The organism is uncultured Chloroflexus sp. (assembly GCF_937951745.1).
GTDB lineage: Bacteria > Chloroflexota > Chloroflexia > Chloroflexales > Chloroflexaceae > Chloroflexus.
Map to the genome: position 1 here is coordinate 59,332 of NZ_CALFBQ010000047.1, position 19,959 is coordinate 79,290.

Here is a 19,959-nt window from a genome sequence, read left to right on the forward strand (position 1 = left end):
ATTTTCGGCTATACTATTCATGGTAGCCTGAATACACGATCGCCGTCGATGGGGACGGAACGTAAGCGTTTACGAGCGTGCGCCTGCGTTGTCGCGCCCCGCTACGGCGAACCGTGGCGGGAATTTGGTATTGGCGCGTAAATCAAGAGGGAGGTAGTATCAATGACCGTCTCGATCAACGAAATCAGCGCCAGTCCGGGATTTGGGCACGATCTGCCGCCGCATACGTTGCAAGACATGCTGCGGTATATGATGTTAGCGCGGGCGCTCGATGAGCGAATGTGGGTGCTCAACCGGGCCGGCAAGGCACCGTTTGTGATTAGTTGCCAAGGGCACGAAGCGGCACAAGTAGGGGCCGCATTTGCGCTCAGCCGAGGCAAGGATTTTGTGTTGCCCTACTATCGTGGCTTGGCGACGGTGCTCGTGATGGGGATGACTCCAACCGAAGTGATGCTGGGCCTCTTTGCCCGCGCCACCGATCCGAGTTCGGGGGGTAGACAGATGCCGGCTCATTACGGTTGCCGCCGCCTAAAAATTGTGACCCAATCGTCGCCGGTGGGGACGCAAATTGCGCACGCCGCTGGGATTGGCCTCGCTGAGAAGATCAAAGGTGGTGATGCGGTAGCGTGGGTATCCTTCGGCGAGGGCACCACCAGCCAAGGCGACTTTCATGAAGCACTGAATCTGGCAGCCGTTCACCGGCTGCCGGTCATTTTCCAGTGCGAGAACAACGAATACGCGATTAGTGTTCACCAACGCCAACAGATGGCAGTAGCCAGCGTGGCCGACCGCGGGCCGGCCTATGGCATTCCCGGCATTAGCGTCGATGGCACCGATGTGCTGGCCGTCTACGAAGTCACCCGCCGCGCTGTCGAGCGCGCGCGCCGTGGCGATGGTCCCACGCTGATCGAGGCCCGCGTGGTGCGCATGACGGCCCACTCTAGCGACGATAACGACCGCACCTATCGTCCGCCGCACGAACTGACGCTCGTGCGCCACCAAGACCCGATTGTGCGCTTTGTCGCCCAACTGCGCGAGCACGGCATCTTGAGCGAAGCTGAAGAGCAGGCGATGCGCGCCGAAGTGGCGGCGATCGTTGACCGCGCGACCGAAGAGGCCGAACGCGCGCCGATGCCCGAACCCGAAACGCTCTACGACCATGTGTATGCGCCGGCACGGCCACGCCGGTAACGCAACATCGCAACGGCGCAGAGGATAGTGGAGTATGGCGCAAACGCGCCGGGGGCGACCATCCAAAAACCGTCGCGTCCTTGGCGTCCTTAGCGGCTTTGCGTTAAACACAGTCATTGGAGGATGTCATGCCAGAGATGAACCTGCTCGAAGCGATCCGGCAGGGCCTCGACGAGGCGATGGCTGCCGATACACGGGTCTTTATTTTTGGTGAAGATGTCGGTAAGCGCGGCGGCGTCTTCCGCGTCACCGAAGGCTTATACGACAAATACGGCCCCATGCGCGTGATCGACTCGCCGCTGGCCGAGAGCGTGATCGTCGGCGCGTGCATTGGCGCGGCGATGAACGACACGCTGCCGATCGCCGAAATCCAATTCGCCGACTTTATTGCGCCCGCCTTCAACCAAATCGTGCAAGAGGCGGCCCGGATTCACTACCGCTCGAACGGCGATTGGGAGGTACCACTCGTGATCCGTACTCCCTATGGTGGCGGCATCCACGGCGCACTCTACCACAGCCAGAGCGTGGAAGCCTTCTTTGCCCACGTGCCCGGCCTCAAGGTGGTAACGCCATCAACTCCCTACGACGCCAAGGGCTTGCTCAAGAGCGCGATCGAAGACCCGAACCCGGTGCTGTTCCTCGAACACAAGAAGACCTATCGCCTTATCAAAGGCTTTGTGCCCGAAGAGGATTACCGCGTGCCGATCGGCCCCGCCGATATCAAGCGTCCCGGTGAGGATATATCGGTCTTTGCCTATGGTCTGATGCTGCACTACTGCCTCGAGGCGGCCCAGACCCTCGCCGCCGAAGGGGTGAGCGTCGAGGTGGTCGATCTGCGCACGCTACGCCCGCTCGACACCGAGACGATCCTCGCCAGCGTGCGCCGTACCGGCAAGGCGCTGATCGTCCACGAAGACAATCTGTTTGGCGGGTTTGGCGGCGAGGTAGCGGCAATTATCGCCGAGCATGCCTTCGAGGATCTCGACGGACCGGTCATGCGGATCGGCGGGCCGGATGTGCCGGCGATGCCGTTTGCCCATTCGCTCGAAGCGGCGTTTATGCCTTCGCCAGCATCGATCGCCACCGCTATGCGCCGGTTAGCAGCGTATTGAACATCACACGGGTCGTACCGAAGGGACACAGCGCCGCTGTGTCCCTCTGATCGATGCATAACGTATGAGCAGGTGAGATCCATGATCGACATCAAAATGCCCCAATTGGGCGAGAGCGTCACCGAAGGCACCGTTGGGCGCTGGCTCAAGCAACCCGGCGATGCAGTGGCGAAATACGAGCCATTGCTAGAAGTCGTGACCGATAAAGTTGACACAGAGGTGCCCGCTCCTGAAGCTGGCATCCTGCACGAGATACTGGTGCCCGAAGGCGAGACGGTGCGGGTCGGCACGGTAATTGCCCGGCTCGCTCCGGCTGGGGCAGCGGTTGCCGCGCCGGCCCCAGCGGCTAGCCCGGTGGTAGCGACCGTTGCCGCGCCGGCAGTGGTCGCCGCTGCCGCCACGACCACGACTGCCGCACCGCCAGCTACACCGCCAGCTACCGATGGACGCAATGCCTATCTCTCGCCGGTCGTGGCCCGGCTATTGGCTGAACACAACCTTGACCCGGCCCAAATCCGTGGCAGCGGACAAGGTGGGCGGATCACCAAACAAGATGTACTGCGCTTCCTCGCCGAACGTGAGCGCCAACCGGCTGCGCCGACTCCGGCAGTTGCCCCTGCGCCGGTTGCGGCTGCTCCAGTCCCTACACCAGTTGCGGCAGTTGCACCTGCGTCAGCGGTGGCTTCCGCTCCGGCCTCGGCAGTCGAGCCAGCTCCGGCCCCGGTCGAGATCCCTGCCGACGCCGAACTCATACCGCTCACCCCAATGCGACGCAGCATTGCCGAACACATGACTCGTTCGGTACGCACCGCGCCGCATGCGACTACCGTGATGGAGGTCGATTTGAGCCGAGTGCTTGCACACCGTGCTGCCCATCAAGAAGCTTTCAACCGGCAAGGCGTGCGCTTGACCCTTACCCCCTACTTTGTGATGGCGACGGTGGCCGGTTTGCAAGCAGTACCGGTCTTCAACGGCAGCTTCACCGAGCAGGGCATCGTGCTGCACCGCCGGATCAACATCGGGATTGCGGTGGCGCTGAACGAAGGCTTGCTGGTGCCGGTCATTCCTGACGCCGACGAGAAAAATCTGCTCGGTCTGGCCCGCGCCGTCAACGACCTCGCCGAACGAGCGCGCACCAAACGGCTGCGGCCCGAAGAGACCCATGGCGGTACCTTTACTATCACCAACCATGGCGTCACCGGCAGCCTGTTTGCCACGCCGATCATCAACCAACCGCAAGCCGGTATTCTCGGCATCGGCGCCGTGGTTAAGCGTCCGGTAGTCATCACTCAAAACGGGCTTGATGCCATCGCCATTCGCCCACTGTGCTACCTCTCGTTTACTTTCGACCACCGGATAGCCGACGGCGCTACCGCCGATCGCTTCCTCGCTACGGTCAAGCAGCGACTCGAACAGTGGGAGGGATGAGCAGATCATAAGCCAACACGCCACGCGAAGATGGTATTGCTTAACCTTGCCGTCTTCGCGTGGTTGCCTCTAGTTTTAACCCACATCAATCCGCAAAACCATCGTAGCAATGCGCACCAGATCACGTTGGCGGCGTTCGAGCAACTCCATTGTCCATTCCTCTGGCGCTAGTTCGGCAATGTTTTTGGTCAATTGATAAGTGCTCTGCTGGTAAATGCTCACCTTCTCGCGATAACTGGCATTCCTAGCGCGCCGGTTGGCCGCTGCCCGGAGCAGAGTGAGATTTCCTAAGCGGTAAACAGCAGCTTCCCACTGTGATTGAGGAAACGTCTGTTCCCATTCTTGGCTCGGATTTTCAAGCAGAATATGTTCAATTGAAGCCGGATCAGTATCAGGATCACATCAACAAGGTATATTTGACCAGTTTCTTGCGTTGGCCATTCATTGAAATGGCCAAAGTAGCAAAATCGTGCTCGAATTTATGGTCTGAAACATAAATCGGACGCAATAGTTCAAATACTGTCGCCGGCGTTTTGGCTTGATGAGAGATAATAGCTTTTGCTGCTTCGTGATATACCGGTTCCAATCCATTAGGATTTAATGCGCTGACCACGGTATAGCGAAACGAGATAATTGAAACCATCCTGAGAATACTGACAAAATTCGCGGGATTGTCAGGCATCCACTGTTCCCAAGCGGCAAACAGCACCGGTGTCATCTGGCGCACACGAAACAGGTTGAGTTCGCGAATGTATGGTCGCACCTCACTGAGATCAAACCAGAGTCCGTGATGTGGATCTGACAAGGCGGCGAATAATTCGGCCCGCGCCTCAAGCGCGGTGAGCAGCGCGAATACTTTAACCGGATCGCGCACTCGTTCACGAATGAGTTTAAAGAGCCGTTGACTACGCACTTGCGGCAGAACAATGGAACAGCGGCGTAAACCGGCAACAGCGTGCGTCGCCAGCCAGATCGCAACCGGTGCTTGTACCCTCGTGATGGTGGGGCAGTTTTTGTTGATCAGCGGCGTGATTCCGGTCTCGTAGGCTTGAGCGGCACACAGAAAACTCTCACCCCGACGGTGCAAATCGGCAGGGTGGCGGCAATTGCTATGCTGACCCTCTCGACTACGCCATCCAGCGGCGGGTCGGGCTTGACGGCGCGGGCCATCCGGGGAGAGGGCTAGTGATCGCGTCGTGGCTGATAACTGTTTACCTCTTCCTGAATACTCCAGATCCTGTTGCGCTCAAGCGGGGGATTGCTTCAGACGCTCCGCGCTCTTGCAATGATAACTGGGTACGCTCACTCGCAAGCTCTGAGGGGGGCGAAGGTACGAGACTCTCTTGTCCGTGCGTACCGCGCTCCACTCAGCATAGCGCTTCTTCGCGCGCACAAGCGCGGGATTGAATCCCCACTCCCTTTCCCTTCCCCGCAAATAGGAAAGAGTCCCTTACATCTGCTGCCAAAAGGGCGGACAGAGAAGTATATGATTACGCCCTCCACCAATCAGGTCACGGCACACCGTGGCCCTATTGGAGGGCAAAGAGCAACTCAGCTTCGCACGCCAATTGATCGGCGACGGTGGCACGGGCCTGTCCTTTGCCGATCCCGCGCCGCATCCGTTCGAGCTGCACCTCTAGCCGCAGGGTATCGCCGGGACGCACCACCCGCTTAAAGCGCGCGCCGTCAATTCCGGCAAAGAGCACCAGCTTGCCGGCGTTTTCAGGCAGGCTCAGCGCCGCCACCGCGCCGGTTTGGGCGAGCGCCTCTAGGATCAACACGCCGGGCATAATCGGGTTACCGGGGAAATGGCCCTGAAAGTAGGGTTCATTCGCCGAGACCAGCTTCTCACCCACCGCGCGCACTCCCGGTTCCAGCTCGACAATCCGATCAACCAGCAGAAACGGGTACCGGTGCGGTATCAGGGCCATAATCTCTTGGATCGACAGCATACAGCGTGCTCCTTCAGCAACAACACCGCTCAACGGCGCGGCGAGGCCACCGCAATCAAACGCGGGCTCGCCGACGTATACGGTTCCAAATCGTAATTGCCATAGACAGCGCGAAGGGTAAAGCCGGCCCGCGCTAGCAGATGTTCTAGCTCAAAGCGGTAGAGCCAGCGCATCGTAAACTGCATCGTGCGCCGGCTCAATGCACCATCAGCCGCCGTCTCGTCGTAGATGAAGGTAACGTGACTAAGCTGCTCGGCGGCATCGCTCTCGATCACAACAAATTTCTGCACATAGCGGCCATCGAGTTCGTAGCTGCGTTCGAGCTGCATCCGGCCATCTTCGCGGGTAATGGCCAGCGGATCGGGATTAAACAGATCGATGATCAGTGTCCCCTTGCGGGTAAGCGCCCGGCGCACCGCCGCCAGCGCTGCGAGCTGATCTTCGATCGTAGTTAAGTGCATAAACGAATTAACCGCTACGAACGCTAACGGAAAATGGTTTTCCGGCAAGATCATGCTACGCACATCGGCTTCGATCAGCGTCACCCGGTCGGCCAAGCCTTCGGCGACAAGCCGTTCATTGGCCAGTGCCAGCATCGCCGGCGAAAGATCGACACCGGTGAGACGATAGCCGGCGCTGGCCAACGGCACTAGCACGCGCCCTGTCCCGCACATCAATTCAAGAATCGGATCGCCAGTGCGGCGCGCCCACTCGCGGTAAAAGGGCACATCATCGTGAAAATGGCGAAAATCGGCATCGTAGTAACGCGCAAAGGGATCGTAAAGGTTCATGCATCTTCTTCAGGCAAAGGAGCAGGCCGATTACGGATTGATCAGCAAAAACAGCACACCGAACACCAAGCCAATGCATACCACGCCGATGATACCTATCGTCAAAATCCGCGGTTCGATGATTGGCTCGAAACGGGGCGCGCCGGGTAGATTGGTTGACGAAGCCGGCATGCGCGGCGGTTCAGGCGGCGGCGGCGGCGTGCGAAACACCTCATCGAGGTTTGCGGAAGGCAGACGAAAGACTTCACCCTGCGCTGATGGAACGTTGAAGGGGTCATTCCCTGCCGGCATTGACGGCCCGCCACTACTCTCGCTCGACCGGCGCAGCGCACCAAAAATACTGCTGCCAACCGAGATGACCATCATCAACACAATCAGCGCAATAAACAGTTCGGTCGTGCCGATTGGCAACCCGGTCTGCTGGGTTAGCCAACGCGCCAACGGCGGCAGAATAGACGGCCCCAGAATAAACAGCAGGAACACGAGCCAGCCGATCCAGCCCGATCCCCGACGGCGTTGTTCCATAGCTCCCCCTTTCTCACGAGCCGGCGACCGGCGCAGCGCGCACAATCAGGCGATGCGAGTAGATGCCAATCGGCACGCAGGTGATGAGGGTTAAGGTTTCACTGCTGGTAGGCGCTAACACCCACGTCTCATCTGGCAGCACAGTCAACACCTCACGCACCACATAGCGGCGGTCGCTACCATTCACTGTGACCAATACCTCGTCGCCAACCGCAATCGCCGGCAGTTGATTAAAGATGATGCCGCGATAGCCGACATGCCCGGCAATGACAATGTTACCGCTCGTGCCGGGATAACCGCTGATCGGCCAGTAATGGACTGCCGTGTAGCGCGGCACATCCCACGCGCCGAATGAGAAGCCGGCGCTGACCACCTCGGTATCAACTCCGATCCGGGGCACGCGCACGCGGGTAGGACGCACAGCGGCCCACGCGGTATCGGCGGTTTTCACCGGCGCGAGTGTCCATTCCGGCGCCGGATGTTCGGCCAACCATGCCCGCCCCAAATGGCCCAGCAACACCTGATAGCGCGGCGGATTTTGGGGGTACCACTCGAAACGGGCACGCTCGAAATATTGCACAAGCCGGGGTTGACCATTCTCTTCAATTATCTCAAACGGCTCCGACAGCGGATAGCCGAAGGTGGGCAAGCCACCGTTCTGCCACCAAAAGGCGCGGAACGCGCCGCTCAGGCTATGACCGGTTTCGGGGAAGAAATCGGCATGAGCCGGCGCCGCTGGCAACGGAGCGAAGGCTAGGTGATCGGCATAGGCCGCAGCCGCCCACCGCCCCAGATGTCCCACCTGCACCAGCGCCAACTCGGCATGCCACTCGAAGCGGGCGCGCTCGAAATATTGCACTGGGCGGCCATCTTCGATGAATACTTCGGTCAGGGGGTAACCAAAGATCGGCAACCCTCCCTGCCGGTCATAAAACTCGCGGAACGCATAAGCCAAGGTATGGCCCGTCTCGCGGAAAAGCACCGGCGTGCCGGCGGCGGTATTGGCAGCCACGGGTAGCGGCCCCAATCCGATCAGCAGTACAATCAGGCAGAGGATGAGAATTCGACGCATAGCTGCATTGTACCGTATTTCTAGCGGAACTTTAGGCTGTGCCATCAAGCTAGCCGAATCTTGGAAGCCTTCGGCTCATTGCCAGAGCCGAACCAAAACACGAAAGACGGTCGAACTACTCGGCGGTCGCGCCTCTCACCAAGGCAGTATTCTCCGCATGCTGACAGATTTGGCCTCGCCTCCCCTGCTTACTTTAGGCGAAGAAAGGGGAGGTTGCGCGTGCTTATGTCGCGCTGCCTACAACAAGCACCTTACCCCTCGATCGTAGCAGCAGCCAACGTCAGCAAGAGCAACGCCTGCATTCCCCGGCTCAGGTTGGCCGGCAGGATATACTCATCGGTGCGGTGGGCATTACCGCCGTCAGTCAGGCCGACGCACACCGCCGGCATACCAATGCTGAGCGGGATGTTAGCGTCAGTGCTGCTCTGTTGGAACGAAATCTGTGCGCCGACCATCTGATACGCGGCCACGGCTGCTTGCACCAGCGGGTGCTCGCGCGGGATCGCGCCGGACGGACGATCGCCGACTTTGATCAATTGCAAATGCACTTCAGGCTGTTCGAGCGCCGCTTCTTCCACCAAGCGGTAGACCTCATTGACCAGATCGGCCAGCGCCGCCGACGACACCGAGCGCAGATCAAGTAGCATACTGGCGTGCTGAGCAATCGTGTTCACCGAGGTGCCGCCGCTAATCGTGCCAATATTGAATGTCGTGCGGGGCGATAGCGGCACATACAACTCGGTCAAGCGGGCGGCCAGCCGCACCAGCACATGGATCGCGCTTGGCGTACCAAAATTGCCCCATGAGTGGCCTCCCGGTCCCGAAGCTTCGATCCGAAAGCGGCGCACCCCAATCGCCTGATGGTGGAGCGACCCAAAATCGCAGCCCTCGATGACCACGACAGCGCCGAGCCGGGTGCGCAGCCGGTCGATCACAGCCCGCATCCCCCGCAGATCACCCAACCCTTCTTCGGCAACATTCGCGACAAACCAGATATCGCTGGTAGTGGGTAAATTAAACCGCTGATAGACTTCAGCCAAGCGCAGCAGACCAGACAAACCGGCGCTGTTATCACCGATGCCGGGGCCGTATACCCGATCGCCTTCATAGCGAATTGAGAGATCGGTATCGGCCGGGAAAACGGTATCGAGATGGGCCGAAACCAACAGCGCCGGACGATCGCGCTGGCCGGGCCGGCGGCCATAGACATTGCCAAGCTCGTCGATCTCGACATCGTGCAAGCCGAGCGCCTGCATCCGTTGGCTCACCAGCGACGAACGCGGACGTTCAGCAAAGGTTGGGGCCGGCACCTGTTGAATCTCGATCGCCGTTGCCAACGTCGAACGATAGTCAGCCAGATCGGCCAACGCGGCGCGCACTGCCGGATGGGTATACCATTGCTGAACCACAGCTTTCATCGCCGCTTCCTCATCTACAGGAACAATTCGCAGATCAGACTCTGTGCGGCGTTTGCCGCGATCAAGCGCCTTTGATAAGCATTATCCGGTAACGAGCGATTGCTGTCAATTTGCCAGCCATTCTGAGTCGTGGCATACTGACGCGGTAGACAAGGGAATAGTGAGTGGAGAGTAGGGCGTCAAGGCGACTCAAATATCAACGATCACATGAGAGCGAATCATACCGCAGAAAGTTTGTGATCGACATAGTAAACGCCTTGGCAGTAGCGCACAATTAAGGAGCGTATATGTCGCTGTTGCCGACTGCAACCGTCGCGACCATTGCCCGCCACGTTGGTCAGCGAGTGACATTAGCTGGCTGGGTCTACCACAAGACCGAGAAAGGCAAGCTGATTTTTATCCTCCTACGCGATGGCAGCGGGACTATTCAGTGTGTGACGTTCAAAAAGAATGTGAGTGAAGCAACCTTCGCCACCGCGCAAGCGCTAACCCAAGAGAGTTCGTGCCGGATTACCGGCACGGTGCGCGCCGACGAGCGAGCGCCGGGGGGATATGAACTTGACGTAGAAGAAGTTGAGCTGATCGGCGCCAGCCACGACTACCCGATTACCCCCAAAGAGCATGGGGTCGAATTCTTGATGGCGCACCGCCATCTCTGGGTGCGCTCTTCCAAGCAGCACGCCATCTTGCGCATCCGGGCCGAAGTGATCGCCGCCGCGCAAGAATGGCTCAACGAGCAGGGTTTTATCCGCTTCGACACGCCCATCCTCACTGCAACTGCCGCAGAAGGTACAACCAACCTGTTCGCCACTGACTATTTTGATCTCGGCAAGGCGTATCTCGCTCAAACCGGTCAGCTTTACGTTGAAGCCGGTATGATGGCGTTTGGCCGGGTGTACTGTTTTGGCCCCACCTTCCGTGCCGAAAAGAGCAAGACGCGACGGCACTTGACCGAATTCTGGATGATCGAGCCGGAAGTGGCGTTTGCCGATCACGAAGACAACATGCGGTTGCAAGAGCAATTTGTCAGCGCGATTGTAGGTCGCGTGCTCGATCGCCGACGCGAAGACCTGAAGGTGCTAGAGCGCGACACCACCATGCTCGAGCAGGTCGTCCCTCCCTTCCCACGCATCACCTACGATCAGGCGATTGAATTGATTGCTCATCATCAAGGCGAAGTTGAGGGAGCTGATCCGCTGCCGTGGGGCGAAGACTTCGGCGCGCCGCATGAAACACTGATCGCCTCGAAGTTCGACCGGCCAGTCTTTGTCGAGCGTTTCCCATCGGCGGTGAAGGCGTTCTATATGCAACCCGACCCCAACCGGCCCGAGGTGGCGCTCTGCGCCGACTTGTTAGCACCAGAGGGGTACGGCGAGATCATTGGCGGTTCGCAACGCATCCACGACCCGGCACTGCTTGAGCAGCGCATCCACGAGCACGGGTTGCGGATCGAGGACTACGAATGGTACCTCGATCTACGCCGGTATGGGACGGTACCGCACAGCGGGTTTGGCATGGGGATCGAGCGCGTCGTAGCGTGGCTTACCGGCACCCGCCACATCCGTGAGACGATCCCGTTCCCGCGCCAGTTGTACCGGATCTATCCGTAGGAGACAGCAAGGGCGGGTTTGAAACCCGCCCTTGCATTCCGTCCTATCCACGTTCCTCTCACCGCACCAAGGAGCGGCGTACCCGTTCAATGGCTTGCTGGGCGGTAGTCAGATAGGTGGTGTAGACACCCGACCGGTTGAGTACCAACGGCGTCGCAACGCCAACCGCCAGCAACGCGGGCAACCAGAAGAAGACAAAGAATTGGGCCAGCCACGCACAGATCAGGCCTCCGCCAACCAGTGTATTGAGCAGAGCTGTACTGCCGCGCTGGGTATAGCCAGCACCCAACAGTTCACGCAGATTGGCGATCAGCAACAGCACCCCGGCAAAGGCGCTAAAGTGCATCGTGAGACTGATGTTAAAGAAGCGCAGCAACAAGTAGATCAACAACCCCAAGACGATCAACCCGAAGATGATCACATAGATCGACTTGATCGGATAGCCGCCAATGATCACATACGATTGGCGCGAACCGTTGCCATTGTTCCCGTACATCGCCGTATCCTTTCCCAGTGTTACCATGATTGATCGCTGGCGATACGACGTTGCCGTATTGCCAAAGGTTGCACATGTTTCTGCAAGGCTCGCGATCAAGTAAAGTCGCCAGCCCTATCAGGATAGGGCTAGCGACTTCTGTTTCCCATGTTTGCACAAGCAGCGAGCCATCACCGGTGCTATTCATCAAACACAGCCCGCACGCGGAACATGCCATCTTGCTGATCGGGTGCGTTAGCCAACGCTTGCGCTTGGGTCAACATCTCACCGACCACATCAGGCCGCCAGACCGTCGTCAGGCCGGTAACTTGCGCCGTTGGCGGCACATCACTTACATCGACCTCCTGCAACATCGCGATATAGTCAAGGATCGCCGAGAGCTGAGCCCGCATCACGGTTATTTCTTCATCGGAAAGGGCAATGCGAGCGAGGCGGGCGACGTGACGAACTTCAGCTTCTGACAGTGACATAGCAACCTCGTAAGCAATTGATTAGGCAACCCCTGATTCTTTGCGCAATTTTCGATCGCGGGCCGAACCAACCAGCATATGGCGTGTGTAGAGCAGCCGCTGCACGGCGGTAATATGCGAGGCGACCCCAACAGCGATCACTGCCCATTCAAGGATTGGCAAATTAGGGAACAGAGGCATCAACACCAACCCGACCAAGAGCAGGCCAAGCTTTTCTTGCCGGCCGGCAAAACCGACATTGCACGAATCCAATTTACCGGTCGCTTCTGCGCGGGCACGCACGTAGCTCGCCATCACCATGCCAAAGATCGCAAACAGCGCCCACACCGGCGCCACCACACCGGAGAGCATCAAACCACCCATCACAAACGCCTCGGCATAGCGATCGGTCACATGATCAAGCACTGTCCCGTACTCACTTGCCTTGCCACTGGCGCGTGCAGTTGCACCATCGAGAACATCAGCCAGCCCCATCAGTAAGATAGCAACCACTCCCCAGAGGAAGGCGCGTTGCGAGAGGAGATAACCTGCCAAAATACTGAATACAAGGCTCAGATATGTCAACACATTGGGATGGATTCCCAGACGAGTACAGAAATGGCCAAGCGGTAAGGAGGCCTGTTCGTAGAACTGGCGAAAGCGAGCAAGCAACGGCATCATTGACGTTCATCCTTTAGCTAGGCAATGAATAAAGCGTTCATCCATCAGACCTTGTCATCATCAATACTGTGATCGCAGAGCGGACGTCCGCCGCTCCACTTCGGTCAATGTGATCGGTGTATCAGGGCCGGTATCCTCAATCCAGATCGAGGCTGTCGCCGCGCCGGTGCAGCCGGCCCGGAAGAGATCGCACGGATCGGAGAGATAGGCGTGCAAGAAGCCGGCCAGATACGTATCACCGGCGCCGGTCGGGTCACGGGCATCGGTTGTGTAAGCCGGGATCGTGATCGAGCGTTCACCATCATCAATCTGCGAACCGGCTTCGGCGATGGTGACAATCGCAATCGCGCAGCCGGTTTCGCGCAACCGGCGTGCCGCGAGCACCGGATCGATCCGCGGATCAATACCCGTAATCACTTTGGTTTCCACTTCATTCGCCTTGATCACGTGACACAGCGGTGCGATCGCAGCGAATTCATCCGGCAAAAAGTGCTCGATCCGGCCGTCAGCGCTAAACCGGCGCAGCAGGCCTTGCGGGTCAAGAAAAATCGGTGCATCGGTTTGGTTACGGATGGCTTGGATCAATGCCAGCGGCGTCTCTTGCAAAATCGGGCCAACGATGACCGCTTTAGCTGAGGCGACGGCTGCCGGCACGGTGGTAATCGGTTCAGCCACGCCGAGCACATCGAGCGTGCGATCACCGCGATGATCGTACACCAGCTTAAACCCGCCGGTCTGGGAAGCTACTTCAACAAACGGCGCAATGCCGTAGCGAACCAGATCGGACTGAAACCGGTCGAGGTAATCGATCCCCACCCGTCCCACCAGTGCAGTGGTGCGGCCAAGCCGGCTGAGGGCAAGGCAGGCGTTGGTCGAACACCCCGACAGCACCCGCCCTTCGGTGCGCACCACCGGCGTGATAATCTCGTCGTACACCGGATTACCAAAAGCAATAACATCTACCATAGCGCGCTTAGCCATTTCCTAATAAGCGATCGTACAAGCCTTGCAATTGTTCTTCATCGTACAGGGTAATCGTCACTCTGATCGTTCGCCCGCTGCGCGAAATCTGCACCGGGGTTTGCAATAGCTCTTCAAACATCTGCTGTGCCATCTGATCTTCCGGTGAACGAGCCTCAGAGGTGCGTGATCGCTCTAGCGCAGGTCGTACTGCAGATGGCGCGAGCGGTACACGTTTGGAGGGATGACTCAGCGCTGCAATGGCCGCATTGAGTTCAACACCGGCAGCCAACGCCGCGCAGAGCCGTTCACTCTCGGCAACGCCAAAACGATGGGCGATCATCGCCTCGCAAGCGGCCGCTTGGATTTGGGGGTCGGTAAGCCGGAGCAACGCCAGCGCCTGCGCCGGTTCGATCTGTCCGGCGCACAACGCGCGCCGGGTAGGCGCCGCCAGCCCGGGTTGGCTAGCCAGTTCAGTGAGGCGTTCGACATCGCGCACGTTCAGGTCACGTTGTTGGATCAGTTCAAGCGCAGCTTGTTGATCAGCGGGATCGTCGAGCCGCAACAGTGCCCGCCCGTGGCCAGCGCTGATCGCACCGTCGAGCAGGGCCTGCCGGGTAGCAGGGGCAAGGCGGAGCAGACGGCGGCTATTGACGATCGCCACCCGGCTTTTGCCGACCCGGCGGGCAATATCATCATCGCTTAAACCAAACTCACGTCGCAAGGTCTCATAGGCTTGGGCCTCTTCCAAGGGGTTGAGGTCAGCGCGCTGAACATTCTCAACCAACGCCAATTCAAGGAATTGCTGGGGAGTAGCATTCTTGACAATGGCCGGCACGGTGGTCAAGCCGGCCATTCGTGCCGCGCGTAGCCGGCGTTCACCGGCGATCAGCTCGTAACCGTCAGCCGGGTCTTCACTTACGATCAGCGGCTGCAACACGCCGTGCTCTTGAATAGAAGCAACGAGTTCAGCGAGGGCAGCCTCATCAAAGGACGTGCGCGGCTGCGCGCGATTGGCCCGAATCGCCGCCACCGGCAATTGGCGCACGACAGCTTGCTCCGTCGTTGATGACGGAATGAGCGCATCTAACCCGCTGCCCAAACCACGCTTCCGGCTCATACCAATCGCTCCTCCCGTCCAATCAATTCTTCGGTCAGCAACGCATAAGCTTGCGCACCACGACCGTGCGGATCATGTTCGTAAGCGATCCGCCCGTAACTCGGCGCTTCACTCAGGCGCACGCTGCGCGGGATCAAGGTGCGGCAAATGAGGCGGGGAAAGTAGCGCTGTACTTCATCAACCACCTGTTGGGCGAGATTGGTGCGGCCATCGTACATCGTCATCACCACACCGAGAATGTGCAGAGTAGGATTGAGCCTTTCGCGCACCCGTTCTAGCGTAGTCTTAAGCTGCGCTAACCCCTCTAGCGCTAGATATTCACATTGCAACGGAATGAGCACCGCATTGGCCGCACACAGAGCATTGAGGGTGAGCAAGCCCAATGAGGGAGGGCAATCGATCACAATCCAATCATAGCGCGGTAAGAGGGGAACTAAGCCATCGCTGAGCCGCCACTCGCGCCGGTTGAGATCGACCAATTCGATCGCTGCTCCGGCTAACTCCTGATCGGCTGGAATGATATCGAGTCGTTCACGGCCACTTGCCATCGGTATTGTCTCTGGTGGCGCACCACCAAGCAGAAGATCATAGGTTGTTACTGTCAGTGCGGTCTTCGCAATCCCAAGGCTCGTCGTCGCGTTACCTTGCGGATCAATGTCAACAAGAAGCACCTGCTGACCACGCCGGGCGAGTTCACCGGCGAGATTAACGGCGGTTGTTGTTTTACCAACACCGCCTTTCTGGTTAGCAATAGCTAATATTCGCGGTTTCGAGGCTGTCGGTTGCTGTTTCACGTGAAACACCCGCGCTAAGCAGCCAATCCAACCGCTATTGTACCATAGCCAGAGGGGAGGAAACGTTACCGTGACACCTGAGTGAGGAGAGCCGCAAAGAAACGCAGACGAGTCACTTGCTACTTACCGAGCGCCGGTCAGGAGGAATTCTTGTGTATCTGTTCGCAACTCTTCCACCCCTCACGGCAAATACCGCAGCGGATTCACCGCTCGCCCATTGACAAGGATGGTGAAGTGGAGATGGACGCCGGTTGAGTAACCGCCGCCAGCGCGATCATACGTGCTGCCCATATAGCCGATCAGTTGGCCGGTACTGACCTCCTGACCGACACGCACAACCGGCTTTGTTATCAAGTGGCCGTAAATTGTTTCAATACCACCGGGATGCCGGATCTTCACGCAGTACCCGTATCCGCTACACCAGCCCGATTCGTAGACCCAACCGCGACTCGCCGCCACAATTGGCGTCCACGCGGCGTTGGCAATGTCAATGCCATTGTGGAAGCCGCCCCAGCGCGGGCCAAACCCCGACGTCACCATCCCACGCGCCGGCCAAACCCAACGCGGCGGCGGCGGCGGGAAATCGCGCACTTCCGGCAAGGCAGCTACCACCGCCGGATCCGACTCGAGCAAATCACTCCGGATCCAGCCGGTGACATCACCGATCGCGATTTTGACCCAATCGTTGTATCGGCCACGCAGCGCGACTTGCCGTCCGGCAGCTAACTGGGCCTGTCGCGGGTGATCCGTGGTCGGTCCAGAACGAACATTTGTTTCATCTGCTAATACAATCCCAACCGGTTCAGCCGTGCGGTGGGCGAATGCCGCCTCCTGCTCAGCCGTCCACGGTAATCGCCCGCCCGGAATGAAGATCTCGCGCCCAACGATCAACTGGCCATCACGCAGCCGATTCGGCGCGAAGGTGGCGATCGCCTCAGGCGCTACACCGTACCGTTCAGCCAGTACCGTTAACGTCTCCCCTTCAGACACTGTATGTGCCGCACCAGCCAAGCGCGCAATCCGCAATGGCTGGCCCACTCGCAGCGCATCGCCTCGATCAAGCTGATTCGTCCAGACGAGCGTACTGAGCGGGATCTGGTAGCGCGCCGCCACCTCAGCCAGCGTCTCTCCCTCAGCGAGGAGGTGGGTCGTCTGATAGGCGGTCGCCACAGGTATGGGTGCGCGCACCGCCGGCGCAATGGGTTCAAGCTCACTCGGCGCTGCTGCCTGCCGTACCGCCGGTGCAACGACAACCACTTGCTCCGCCGGCAGCAATGATGTAACGACTGGCTCTGATACAGCATGGGTGACGGGGGTAAACATCTGGAGCTGGAGCGTGCGATCAGTGGCAAGAATCAGGATGACAGCCGCTAGCAGCAAGAGATGCCCGATATGGCGAGATGGACGGATTTGCCAACGTACTACCCGCCGACTGGCCCTGCCCAGTAATGCATCACTTGCCGGGACCTGACCTTCACGCAGACGGCGAGCAGTCCTACGTGCCGCAGCTAACCGTCGCTGGCTGCGCACCCATCGCTCATACCATGGAGGTTGCTCGAAGATAACCTGCATTGCATGTTCTCGCTCACTTCACCGAGAGAGCATACACCGAGCGGAGTAGTTTGTCAATCTTGACGGCATCTTTCATCGCATGATAAGATATAACTGCTGATTCTTCCGCTGCCCGATCCGGCCTCCCCCTGTGAACCGGTGAAGGGCGTTTCATGAAAGGCCGGCCGATGATACGAGTCGTTGTCGATAGTATCCGTGTCAGCCTGTTAACGCAGAGCCGGGTCGTCGTCCTCCGCGAAACCGAAGGAAATCGCTATCTGCCTATCTGGATCGGTCAATTCGAGGCCGATGCCATTGCAATGGCTATTCAGGGTCAAGAACCGCAACGGCCGATGACCCACGACCTGCTCAAGGCTGCCATCGGCGAATTGGATGGGGTAGTTCGCCACATTTACGTTAATGACATTCGCGATAACACCTTCTTCGCACGGATTGTGATCGATCAGGCTGGGCGCACGGTCGAGCTTGACGCCCGCCCCAGCGATGCGATCGCGCTCGCCGAACGGGTGCAAGCCCCGATCTTCGTGGCAGACCATGTGCTGGATCAGGCAGGCGTGCTCTTCGATGAGGAAGAACAGGCTGATGAGTCTGCTCCTCCCAGTGCAAGCCGTAGCGAAGAAACCAATCCTGAATCTGCTCCAGAATCCGAACCAGAACTGAATGAAGATTCGTTGTCCATCTTCCGTAACTTCATCAATACGCTAGACCTCGGCGATCGCGATCGTCCTAGTGATAAATCGTAAGTTCCACAGACTGTCTCCGCAGTGGGGTGGTTTTGCCACCCCATTCTTTTTCCCCATCTTGTGGATAACTGGCGATATTATGTGGAAAACTCGCCGTCTTTGTGGATAACGTGCGGAATACGTCGTTGATAGCACGTGGACGTTCTGCGGAACAACTGCGTTCCCTCGTCAATTCTTTTCACCATGTGGATACTCATTCCCATGCGTTCCACATATCATCTAGCCCATTGGGAAGCGGTTAGTACGGTCATATCCACATCTTCCACAAGACTACGATCATGACGGTTTTCTCTCGAACTGTTTTATCATGTTGATCTCTTGAAGTACCGTACTTAGCACGGTGGATGGTTTATGATCGGAACTCGCTCAGGACTTTGTGATCCATTCCCCACCCTCGTCCAACGGATCGTGCAAGAGGCCATGATAGTTGATGACCGGATTATCAAGATCGACCATTTTCTGAATCACCGTATTGATACCGACCTGATGCACGCGATCGGCGCTGAGTTGGCCAACCGGTTAGTGCCATTCGCTCCTGAATTGATTTTAACGGCGGAAGCAAGCGGCATTCCGCCGGCGCTTGCCACCGCGTTTGCCTGCCGGATCCCGCTAGTTTATGCGAAAAAGTATGATCCCGCTGTACCTGCCCCAGCCTTGACCCGCCGCGTGCCCTCGCCGACCAAGGGCCGCGAGACTCAGTTGGCGATTACGGCTCGCTTTCTGCCCGCTGGTTCGCGGGTGGCGATAGTGGACGATTTTTTGGCGAATGGGCGCACGGCACTGGCATTGGCGGAAATGGCACAAGAGGCCGGCGCCAACCTTGTGGCGGCGGCGTTTGTGGTTGAGAAGATGTTCCAACAGGGGCGGGATCCCTTGGTAACGCTAGGTCTCCCGGTGATCGCTTTGGCCCAGATCGAACGGTTTGCCGACGGGAGGCCGGTGATCGCCGGTTGGCCAACTTAGGCGCTCCCGAAATAACGCAACGCCAACCGTAAGCGCTCCTCTAACGCCGGCGGCGCGTCGGCCGGCAAGGAGGCGATCGCGGCCGCTGCCTCGGTGGCGCTATAGCCCAAACTGACCAAAATATCGCTCAGTTCACGGTCGATCACGTTTGTGCTTGGACTGCCGGCGCTCGCTAGTTGGCGGAGATCGATCTTGCCGCGTAGTTCAAGCACAATTCGCTCCGCCGTTTTCTTGCCAATTCCCGGCACCCGCGCCAGCCGGGTCAGGTCGCCACCGGCGATCATACGGCGGACTTCATCCGGGGTTCCGCTTGAGAGTAGGCTCAGCGCCATCTTTGGCCCTACTCCGCTTACCCCAATCAGTTGCTCGAACAGACCGCGCTGGGTATTGTCGCTGAAGCCGTACAGCATGAGCGCGTCATCCCGCACAATCAAGATCGTATACAAGAAGATGTCGCTGCCAACTGCGCCGGCGGCTTCCAGCGTGGGGCGTGGCGCGTAAATGAGGAAGCCGACGCCGCCAGTTTCGACGATCAGGTGATCGGTGCCAATGCTCTGGATCATGCCGCGAATTGATGCAATCATGAACGTAGGCCTTATCTGGTTATACCTCAGGAGGTTGCTGCTGATGATTCGTTCGCCGTTACGCTCGTTTGGTTTAGTGTTCGGCCAGTTTGCAAGTTTAGGAGCAATTGCTTTCACTGGCCCATTGGTTCCCTCGTCACCGCTCTTGCTGGGGTTGCTAGCCGCCGGGTTGGCGCTTGGGTTGTGGGCCTTGCTCACAATGCGGCTGCACCGCCTCTCGGTACTGCCCGATCCGCTGCCGCGGGTTGAATTGGTACGCACTGGCCCGTACCGCCTGATCCGTCACCCAATGTACGCCAGTCTGCTGCTGGCGGCGCTGGCATGGGTGTTAGCGTCGCCAGCGTTGTGGCGCTGGGGGTTGTGGTTGCTCTTGCTGGCGGTATTGGTGACCAAGCTGAGCTATGAAGAACGGATGCTGTCGGCTTCCATCCCCAGTTACCGCGAATACCAGCAACGATCGTGGCGGTTAGTGCCGCTCGTCTGGTAGCTGGCGTGATG

Annotated in this window: 22 protein-coding genes; 7 read left to right on the plus strand and 15 right to left on the minus strand. The window is 58.7% G+C overall.

Translation table 11 applies throughout. The features are described 5' to 3' along the window. Window positions 1-162 precede the first annotated feature (162 nt). From Q1A59_RS11700 to Q1A59_RS11710, 3 genes are all read left to right on the plus strand, one after another. Entirely contained in the window at window positions 163-1,191 is a 1,029-nt protein-coding gene (locus Q1A59_RS11700; RefSeq protein WP_298401497.1) for a thiamine pyrophosphate-dependent dehydrogenase E1 component subunit alpha, read from the plus strand. A gap of 128 nt (window positions 1,192-1,319) precedes the next feature. Further along, the gene (locus Q1A59_RS11705; protein WP_298401496.1) at window positions 1,320-2,303 is read left to right on the plus strand and encodes an alpha-ketoacid dehydrogenase subunit beta; all 984 of its coding nucleotides are present in this window, start codon (window positions 1,320-1,322) and stop codon (window positions 2,301-2,303) included. A gap of 81 nt (window positions 2,304-2,384) precedes the next feature. Next, window positions 2,385-3,731, plus strand: coding sequence for a dihydrolipoamide acetyltransferase family protein (locus Q1A59_RS11710; RefSeq protein ID WP_298401493.1), 1,347 nt, complete (start codon window positions 2,385-2,387; stop codon window positions 3,729-3,731). A 75-nt stretch (window positions 3,732-3,806) separates the two neighbouring features. On the opposite strand, the gene Q1A59_RS11715 is transcribed toward Q1A59_RS11710, so the two are convergent. From Q1A59_RS11715 to Q1A59_RS11745, 7 genes are all read right to left on the minus strand, one after another. Further along, the gene (locus Q1A59_RS11715) at window positions 3,807-4,106 is read right to left on the minus strand and encodes an HNH endonuclease family protein (protein ID WP_298401636.1); all 300 of its coding nucleotides are present in this window, start codon (window positions 4,104-4,106) and stop codon (window positions 3,807-3,809) included. 22 nt (window positions 4,107-4,128) lie between these two features. Further along, entirely contained in the window at window positions 4,129-4,605 is a 477-nt protein-coding gene (locus Q1A59_RS11720) for a hypothetical protein (RefSeq protein ID WP_299645009.1), read from the minus strand. A 655-nt stretch (window positions 4,606-5,260) separates the two neighbouring features. After that, on the minus strand, window positions 5,261-5,683 hold the full coding sequence (fabZ, locus tag Q1A59_RS11725; protein ID WP_298401487.1) for a 3-hydroxyacyl-ACP dehydratase FabZ: 423 nt from the start codon (window positions 5,681-5,683) through the stop codon (window positions 5,261-5,263). A gap of 29 nt (window positions 5,684-5,712) precedes the next feature. Then, window positions 5,713-6,474: a class I SAM-dependent methyltransferase gene (locus Q1A59_RS11730; protein ID WP_299645010.1), complete on the minus strand. Its 762-nt coding sequence runs from the start codon at window positions 6,472-6,474 to the stop codon at window positions 5,713-5,715. A gap of 30 nt (window positions 6,475-6,504) precedes the next feature. Next, on the minus strand, window positions 6,505-6,999 hold the full coding sequence (locus Q1A59_RS11735; RefSeq protein WP_298401479.1) for a hypothetical protein: 495 nt from the start codon (window positions 6,997-6,999) through the stop codon (window positions 6,505-6,507). 13 nt (window positions 7,000-7,012) lie between these two features. Continuing rightward, on the minus strand, window positions 7,013-8,071 hold the full coding sequence (locus tag Q1A59_RS11740; RefSeq protein WP_298401476.1) for a sortase: 1,059 nt from the start codon (window positions 8,069-8,071) through the stop codon (window positions 7,013-7,015). Between the two features lie 251 nt (window positions 8,072-8,322). Next, the gene (locus Q1A59_RS11745; protein ID WP_298401473.1) at window positions 8,323-9,489 is read right to left on the minus strand and encodes a M20/M25/M40 family metallo-hydrolase; all 1,167 of its coding nucleotides are present in this window, start codon (window positions 9,487-9,489) and stop codon (window positions 8,323-8,325) included. Window positions 9,490-9,776: 287 nt separating this feature from the next. Here Q1A59_RS11745 and asnS point away from each other — a divergent pair, with 287 nt between their 5' ends. Further along, a complete protein-coding gene (gene asnS / locus Q1A59_RS11750) occupies window positions 9,777-11,099 on the plus strand; it encodes an asparagine--tRNA ligase (RefSeq protein ID WP_298401470.1) in 1,323 nt (440 codons plus the stop codon). Between the two features lie 58 nt (window positions 11,100-11,157). Here asnS and Q1A59_RS11755 read toward each other — a convergent pair whose 3' ends face one another. The 7 genes from Q1A59_RS11755 to Q1A59_RS11785 form a co-directional block, all read right to left on the minus strand. Next, window positions 11,158-11,595 carry a hypothetical protein gene (locus Q1A59_RS11755; protein WP_298401467.1) on the minus strand — a complete coding sequence of 146 codons (438 nt, stop codon included), beginning with the start codon at window positions 11,593-11,595 and terminating at the stop codon, window positions 11,158-11,160. Between the two features lie 179 nt (window positions 11,596-11,774). Beyond that, window positions 11,775-12,065 carry an Asp-tRNA(Asn)/Glu-tRNA(Gln) amidotransferase subunit GatC gene (gatC, locus tag Q1A59_RS11760; protein ID WP_298482226.1) on the minus strand — a complete coding sequence of 97 codons (291 nt, stop codon included), beginning with the start codon at window positions 12,063-12,065 and terminating at the stop codon, window positions 11,775-11,777. Between the two features lie 21 nt (window positions 12,066-12,086). After that, window positions 12,087-12,725 (minus strand): CDP-alcohol phosphatidyltransferase family protein, encoded by a 639-nt coding sequence (locus Q1A59_RS11765; protein WP_298402393.1) that lies wholly within the window; start codon window positions 12,723-12,725, stop codon window positions 12,087-12,089. A gap of 60 nt (window positions 12,726-12,785) precedes the next feature. Further along, entirely contained in the window at window positions 12,786-13,691 is a 906-nt protein-coding gene (locus Q1A59_RS11770) for a PfkB family carbohydrate kinase (protein ID WP_298402394.1), read from the minus strand. Window positions 13,692-13,698: 7 nt separating this feature from the next. Continuing rightward, the gene (locus tag Q1A59_RS11775) at window positions 13,699-14,805 is read right to left on the minus strand and encodes a ParB/RepB/Spo0J family partition protein (RefSeq protein WP_299645011.1); all 1,107 of its coding nucleotides are present in this window, start codon (window positions 14,803-14,805) and stop codon (window positions 13,699-13,701) included. Continuing rightward, the gene (locus Q1A59_RS11780; RefSeq protein WP_298402396.1) at window positions 14,802-15,599 is read right to left on the minus strand and encodes a ParA family protein; all 798 of its coding nucleotides are present in this window, start codon (window positions 15,597-15,599) and stop codon (window positions 14,802-14,804) included. The genes Q1A59_RS11775 and Q1A59_RS11780 overlap by 4 nt, the downstream gene beginning before the upstream one ends. Window positions 15,600-15,779: 180 nt before the next feature. Further along, window positions 15,780-17,171: a LysM peptidoglycan-binding domain-containing M23 family metallopeptidase gene (locus tag Q1A59_RS11785; protein ID WP_298402397.1), complete on the minus strand. Its 1,392-nt coding sequence runs from the start codon at window positions 17,169-17,171 to the stop codon at window positions 15,780-15,782. A 167-nt stretch (window positions 17,172-17,338) separates the two neighbouring features. Here Q1A59_RS11785 and Q1A59_RS11790 point away from each other — a divergent pair, with 167 nt between their 5' ends. Both Q1A59_RS11790 and Q1A59_RS11795 read left to right on the plus strand, forming a co-directional pair. Then, the gene (locus Q1A59_RS11790) at window positions 17,339-17,914 is read left to right on the plus strand and encodes a bifunctional nuclease family protein (protein WP_298402399.1); all 576 of its coding nucleotides are present in this window, start codon (window positions 17,339-17,341) and stop codon (window positions 17,912-17,914) included. A gap of 351 nt (window positions 17,915-18,265) precedes the next feature. Further along, window positions 18,266-18,877, plus strand: coding sequence for a phosphoribosyltransferase family protein (locus Q1A59_RS11795; RefSeq protein WP_298402400.1), 612 nt, complete (start codon window positions 18,266-18,268; stop codon window positions 18,875-18,877). On the opposite strand, the gene ruvA is transcribed toward Q1A59_RS11795, so the two are convergent. Continuing rightward, window positions 18,874-19,461 (minus strand): Holliday junction branch migration protein RuvA, encoded by a 588-nt coding sequence (gene ruvA, locus Q1A59_RS11800; RefSeq protein ID WP_298402401.1) that lies wholly within the window; start codon window positions 19,459-19,461, stop codon window positions 18,874-18,876. The two genes, Q1A59_RS11795 and ruvA, sit on opposite strands and share 4 nt — an antisense overlap. Before the next feature lie 43 nt (window positions 19,462-19,504). Here ruvA and Q1A59_RS11805 point away from each other — a divergent pair, with 43 nt between their 5' ends. Then, window positions 19,505-19,948, plus strand: coding sequence for a methyltransferase (locus Q1A59_RS11805; RefSeq protein ID WP_298402403.1), 444 nt, complete (start codon window positions 19,505-19,507; stop codon window positions 19,946-19,948). The last annotated feature ends 11 nt before the right edge of the window (window positions 19,949-19,959 follow it).

Bases quoted from the DNA above. Each gene is read 5' to 3' on its own strand.
- Q1A59_RS11700 (WP_298401497.1), top strand. From the start codon at position 163: ATGACCGTCTCGATCAACGAAATCAGCGCCAGTCCGGGATTTGGGCAC.
- Q1A59_RS11710 (WP_298401493.1), top strand. From the start codon at position 2,385: ATGATCGACATCAAAATGCCCCAATTGGGCGAGAGCGTCACCGAAGGC.
- gatC (WP_298482226.1), bottom strand. From the start codon at position 12,065: ATGTCACTGTCAGAAGCTGAAGTTCGTCACGTCGCCCGCCTCGCTCGC.
- Q1A59_RS11785 (WP_298402397.1), bottom strand. From the start codon at position 17,171: ATGCAGGTTATCTTCGAGCAACCTCCATGGTATGAGCGATGGGTGCGC.
- Q1A59_RS11790 (WP_298402399.1), top strand. From the start codon at position 17,339: ATGATACGAGTCGTTGTCGATAGTATCCGTGTCAGCCTGTTAACGCAG.
- asnS (WP_298401470.1), top strand. From the start codon at position 9,777: ATGTCGCTGTTGCCGACTGCAACCGTCGCGACCATTGCCCGCCACGTT.
- Q1A59_RS11795 (WP_298402400.1), top strand. From the start codon at position 18,266: ATGATCGGAACTCGCTCAGGACTTTGTGATCCATTCCCCACCCTCGTC.
- Q1A59_RS11735 (WP_298401479.1), bottom strand. From the start codon at position 6,999: ATGGAACAACGCCGTCGGGGATCGGGCTGGATCGGCTGGCTCGTGTTC.
- Q1A59_RS11775 (WP_299645011.1), bottom strand. From the start codon at position 14,805: ATGAGCCGGAAGCGTGGTTTGGGCAGCGGGTTAGATGCGCTCATTCCG.
- ruvA (WP_298402401.1), bottom strand. From the start codon at position 19,461: ATGATTGCATCAATTCGCGGCATGATCCAGAGCATTGGCACCGATCAC.
- Q1A59_RS11740 (WP_298401476.1), bottom strand. From the start codon at position 8,071: ATGCGTCGAATTCTCATCCTCTGCCTGATTGTACTGCTGATCGGATTG.
- fabZ (WP_298401487.1), bottom strand. From the start codon at position 5,683: ATGCTGTCGATCCAAGAGATTATGGCCCTGATACCGCACCGGTACCCG.
- Q1A59_RS11755 (WP_298401467.1), bottom strand. From the start codon at position 11,595: ATGTACGGGAACAATGGCAACGGTTCGCGCCAATCGTATGTGATCATT.
- Q1A59_RS11745 (WP_298401473.1), bottom strand. From the start codon at position 9,489: ATGAAAGCTGTGGTTCAGCAATGGTATACCCATCCGGCAGTGCGCGCC.
- Q1A59_RS11805 (WP_298402403.1), top strand. From the start codon at position 19,505: ATGATTCGTTCGCCGTTACGCTCGTTTGGTTTAGTGTTCGGCCAGTTT.
- Q1A59_RS11730 (WP_299645010.1), bottom strand. From the start codon at position 6,474: ATGAACCTTTACGATCCCTTTGCGCGTTACTACGATGCCGATTTTCGC.
- Q1A59_RS11705 (WP_298401496.1), top strand. From the start codon at position 1,320: ATGCCAGAGATGAACCTGCTCGAAGCGATCCGGCAGGGCCTCGACGAG.
- Q1A59_RS11765 (WP_298402393.1), bottom strand. From the start codon at position 12,725: ATGATGCCGTTGCTTGCTCGCTTTCGCCAGTTCTACGAACAGGCCTCC.
- Q1A59_RS11770 (WP_298402394.1), bottom strand. From the start codon at position 13,691: ATGGTAGATGTTATTGCTTTTGGTAATCCGGTGTACGACGAGATTATC.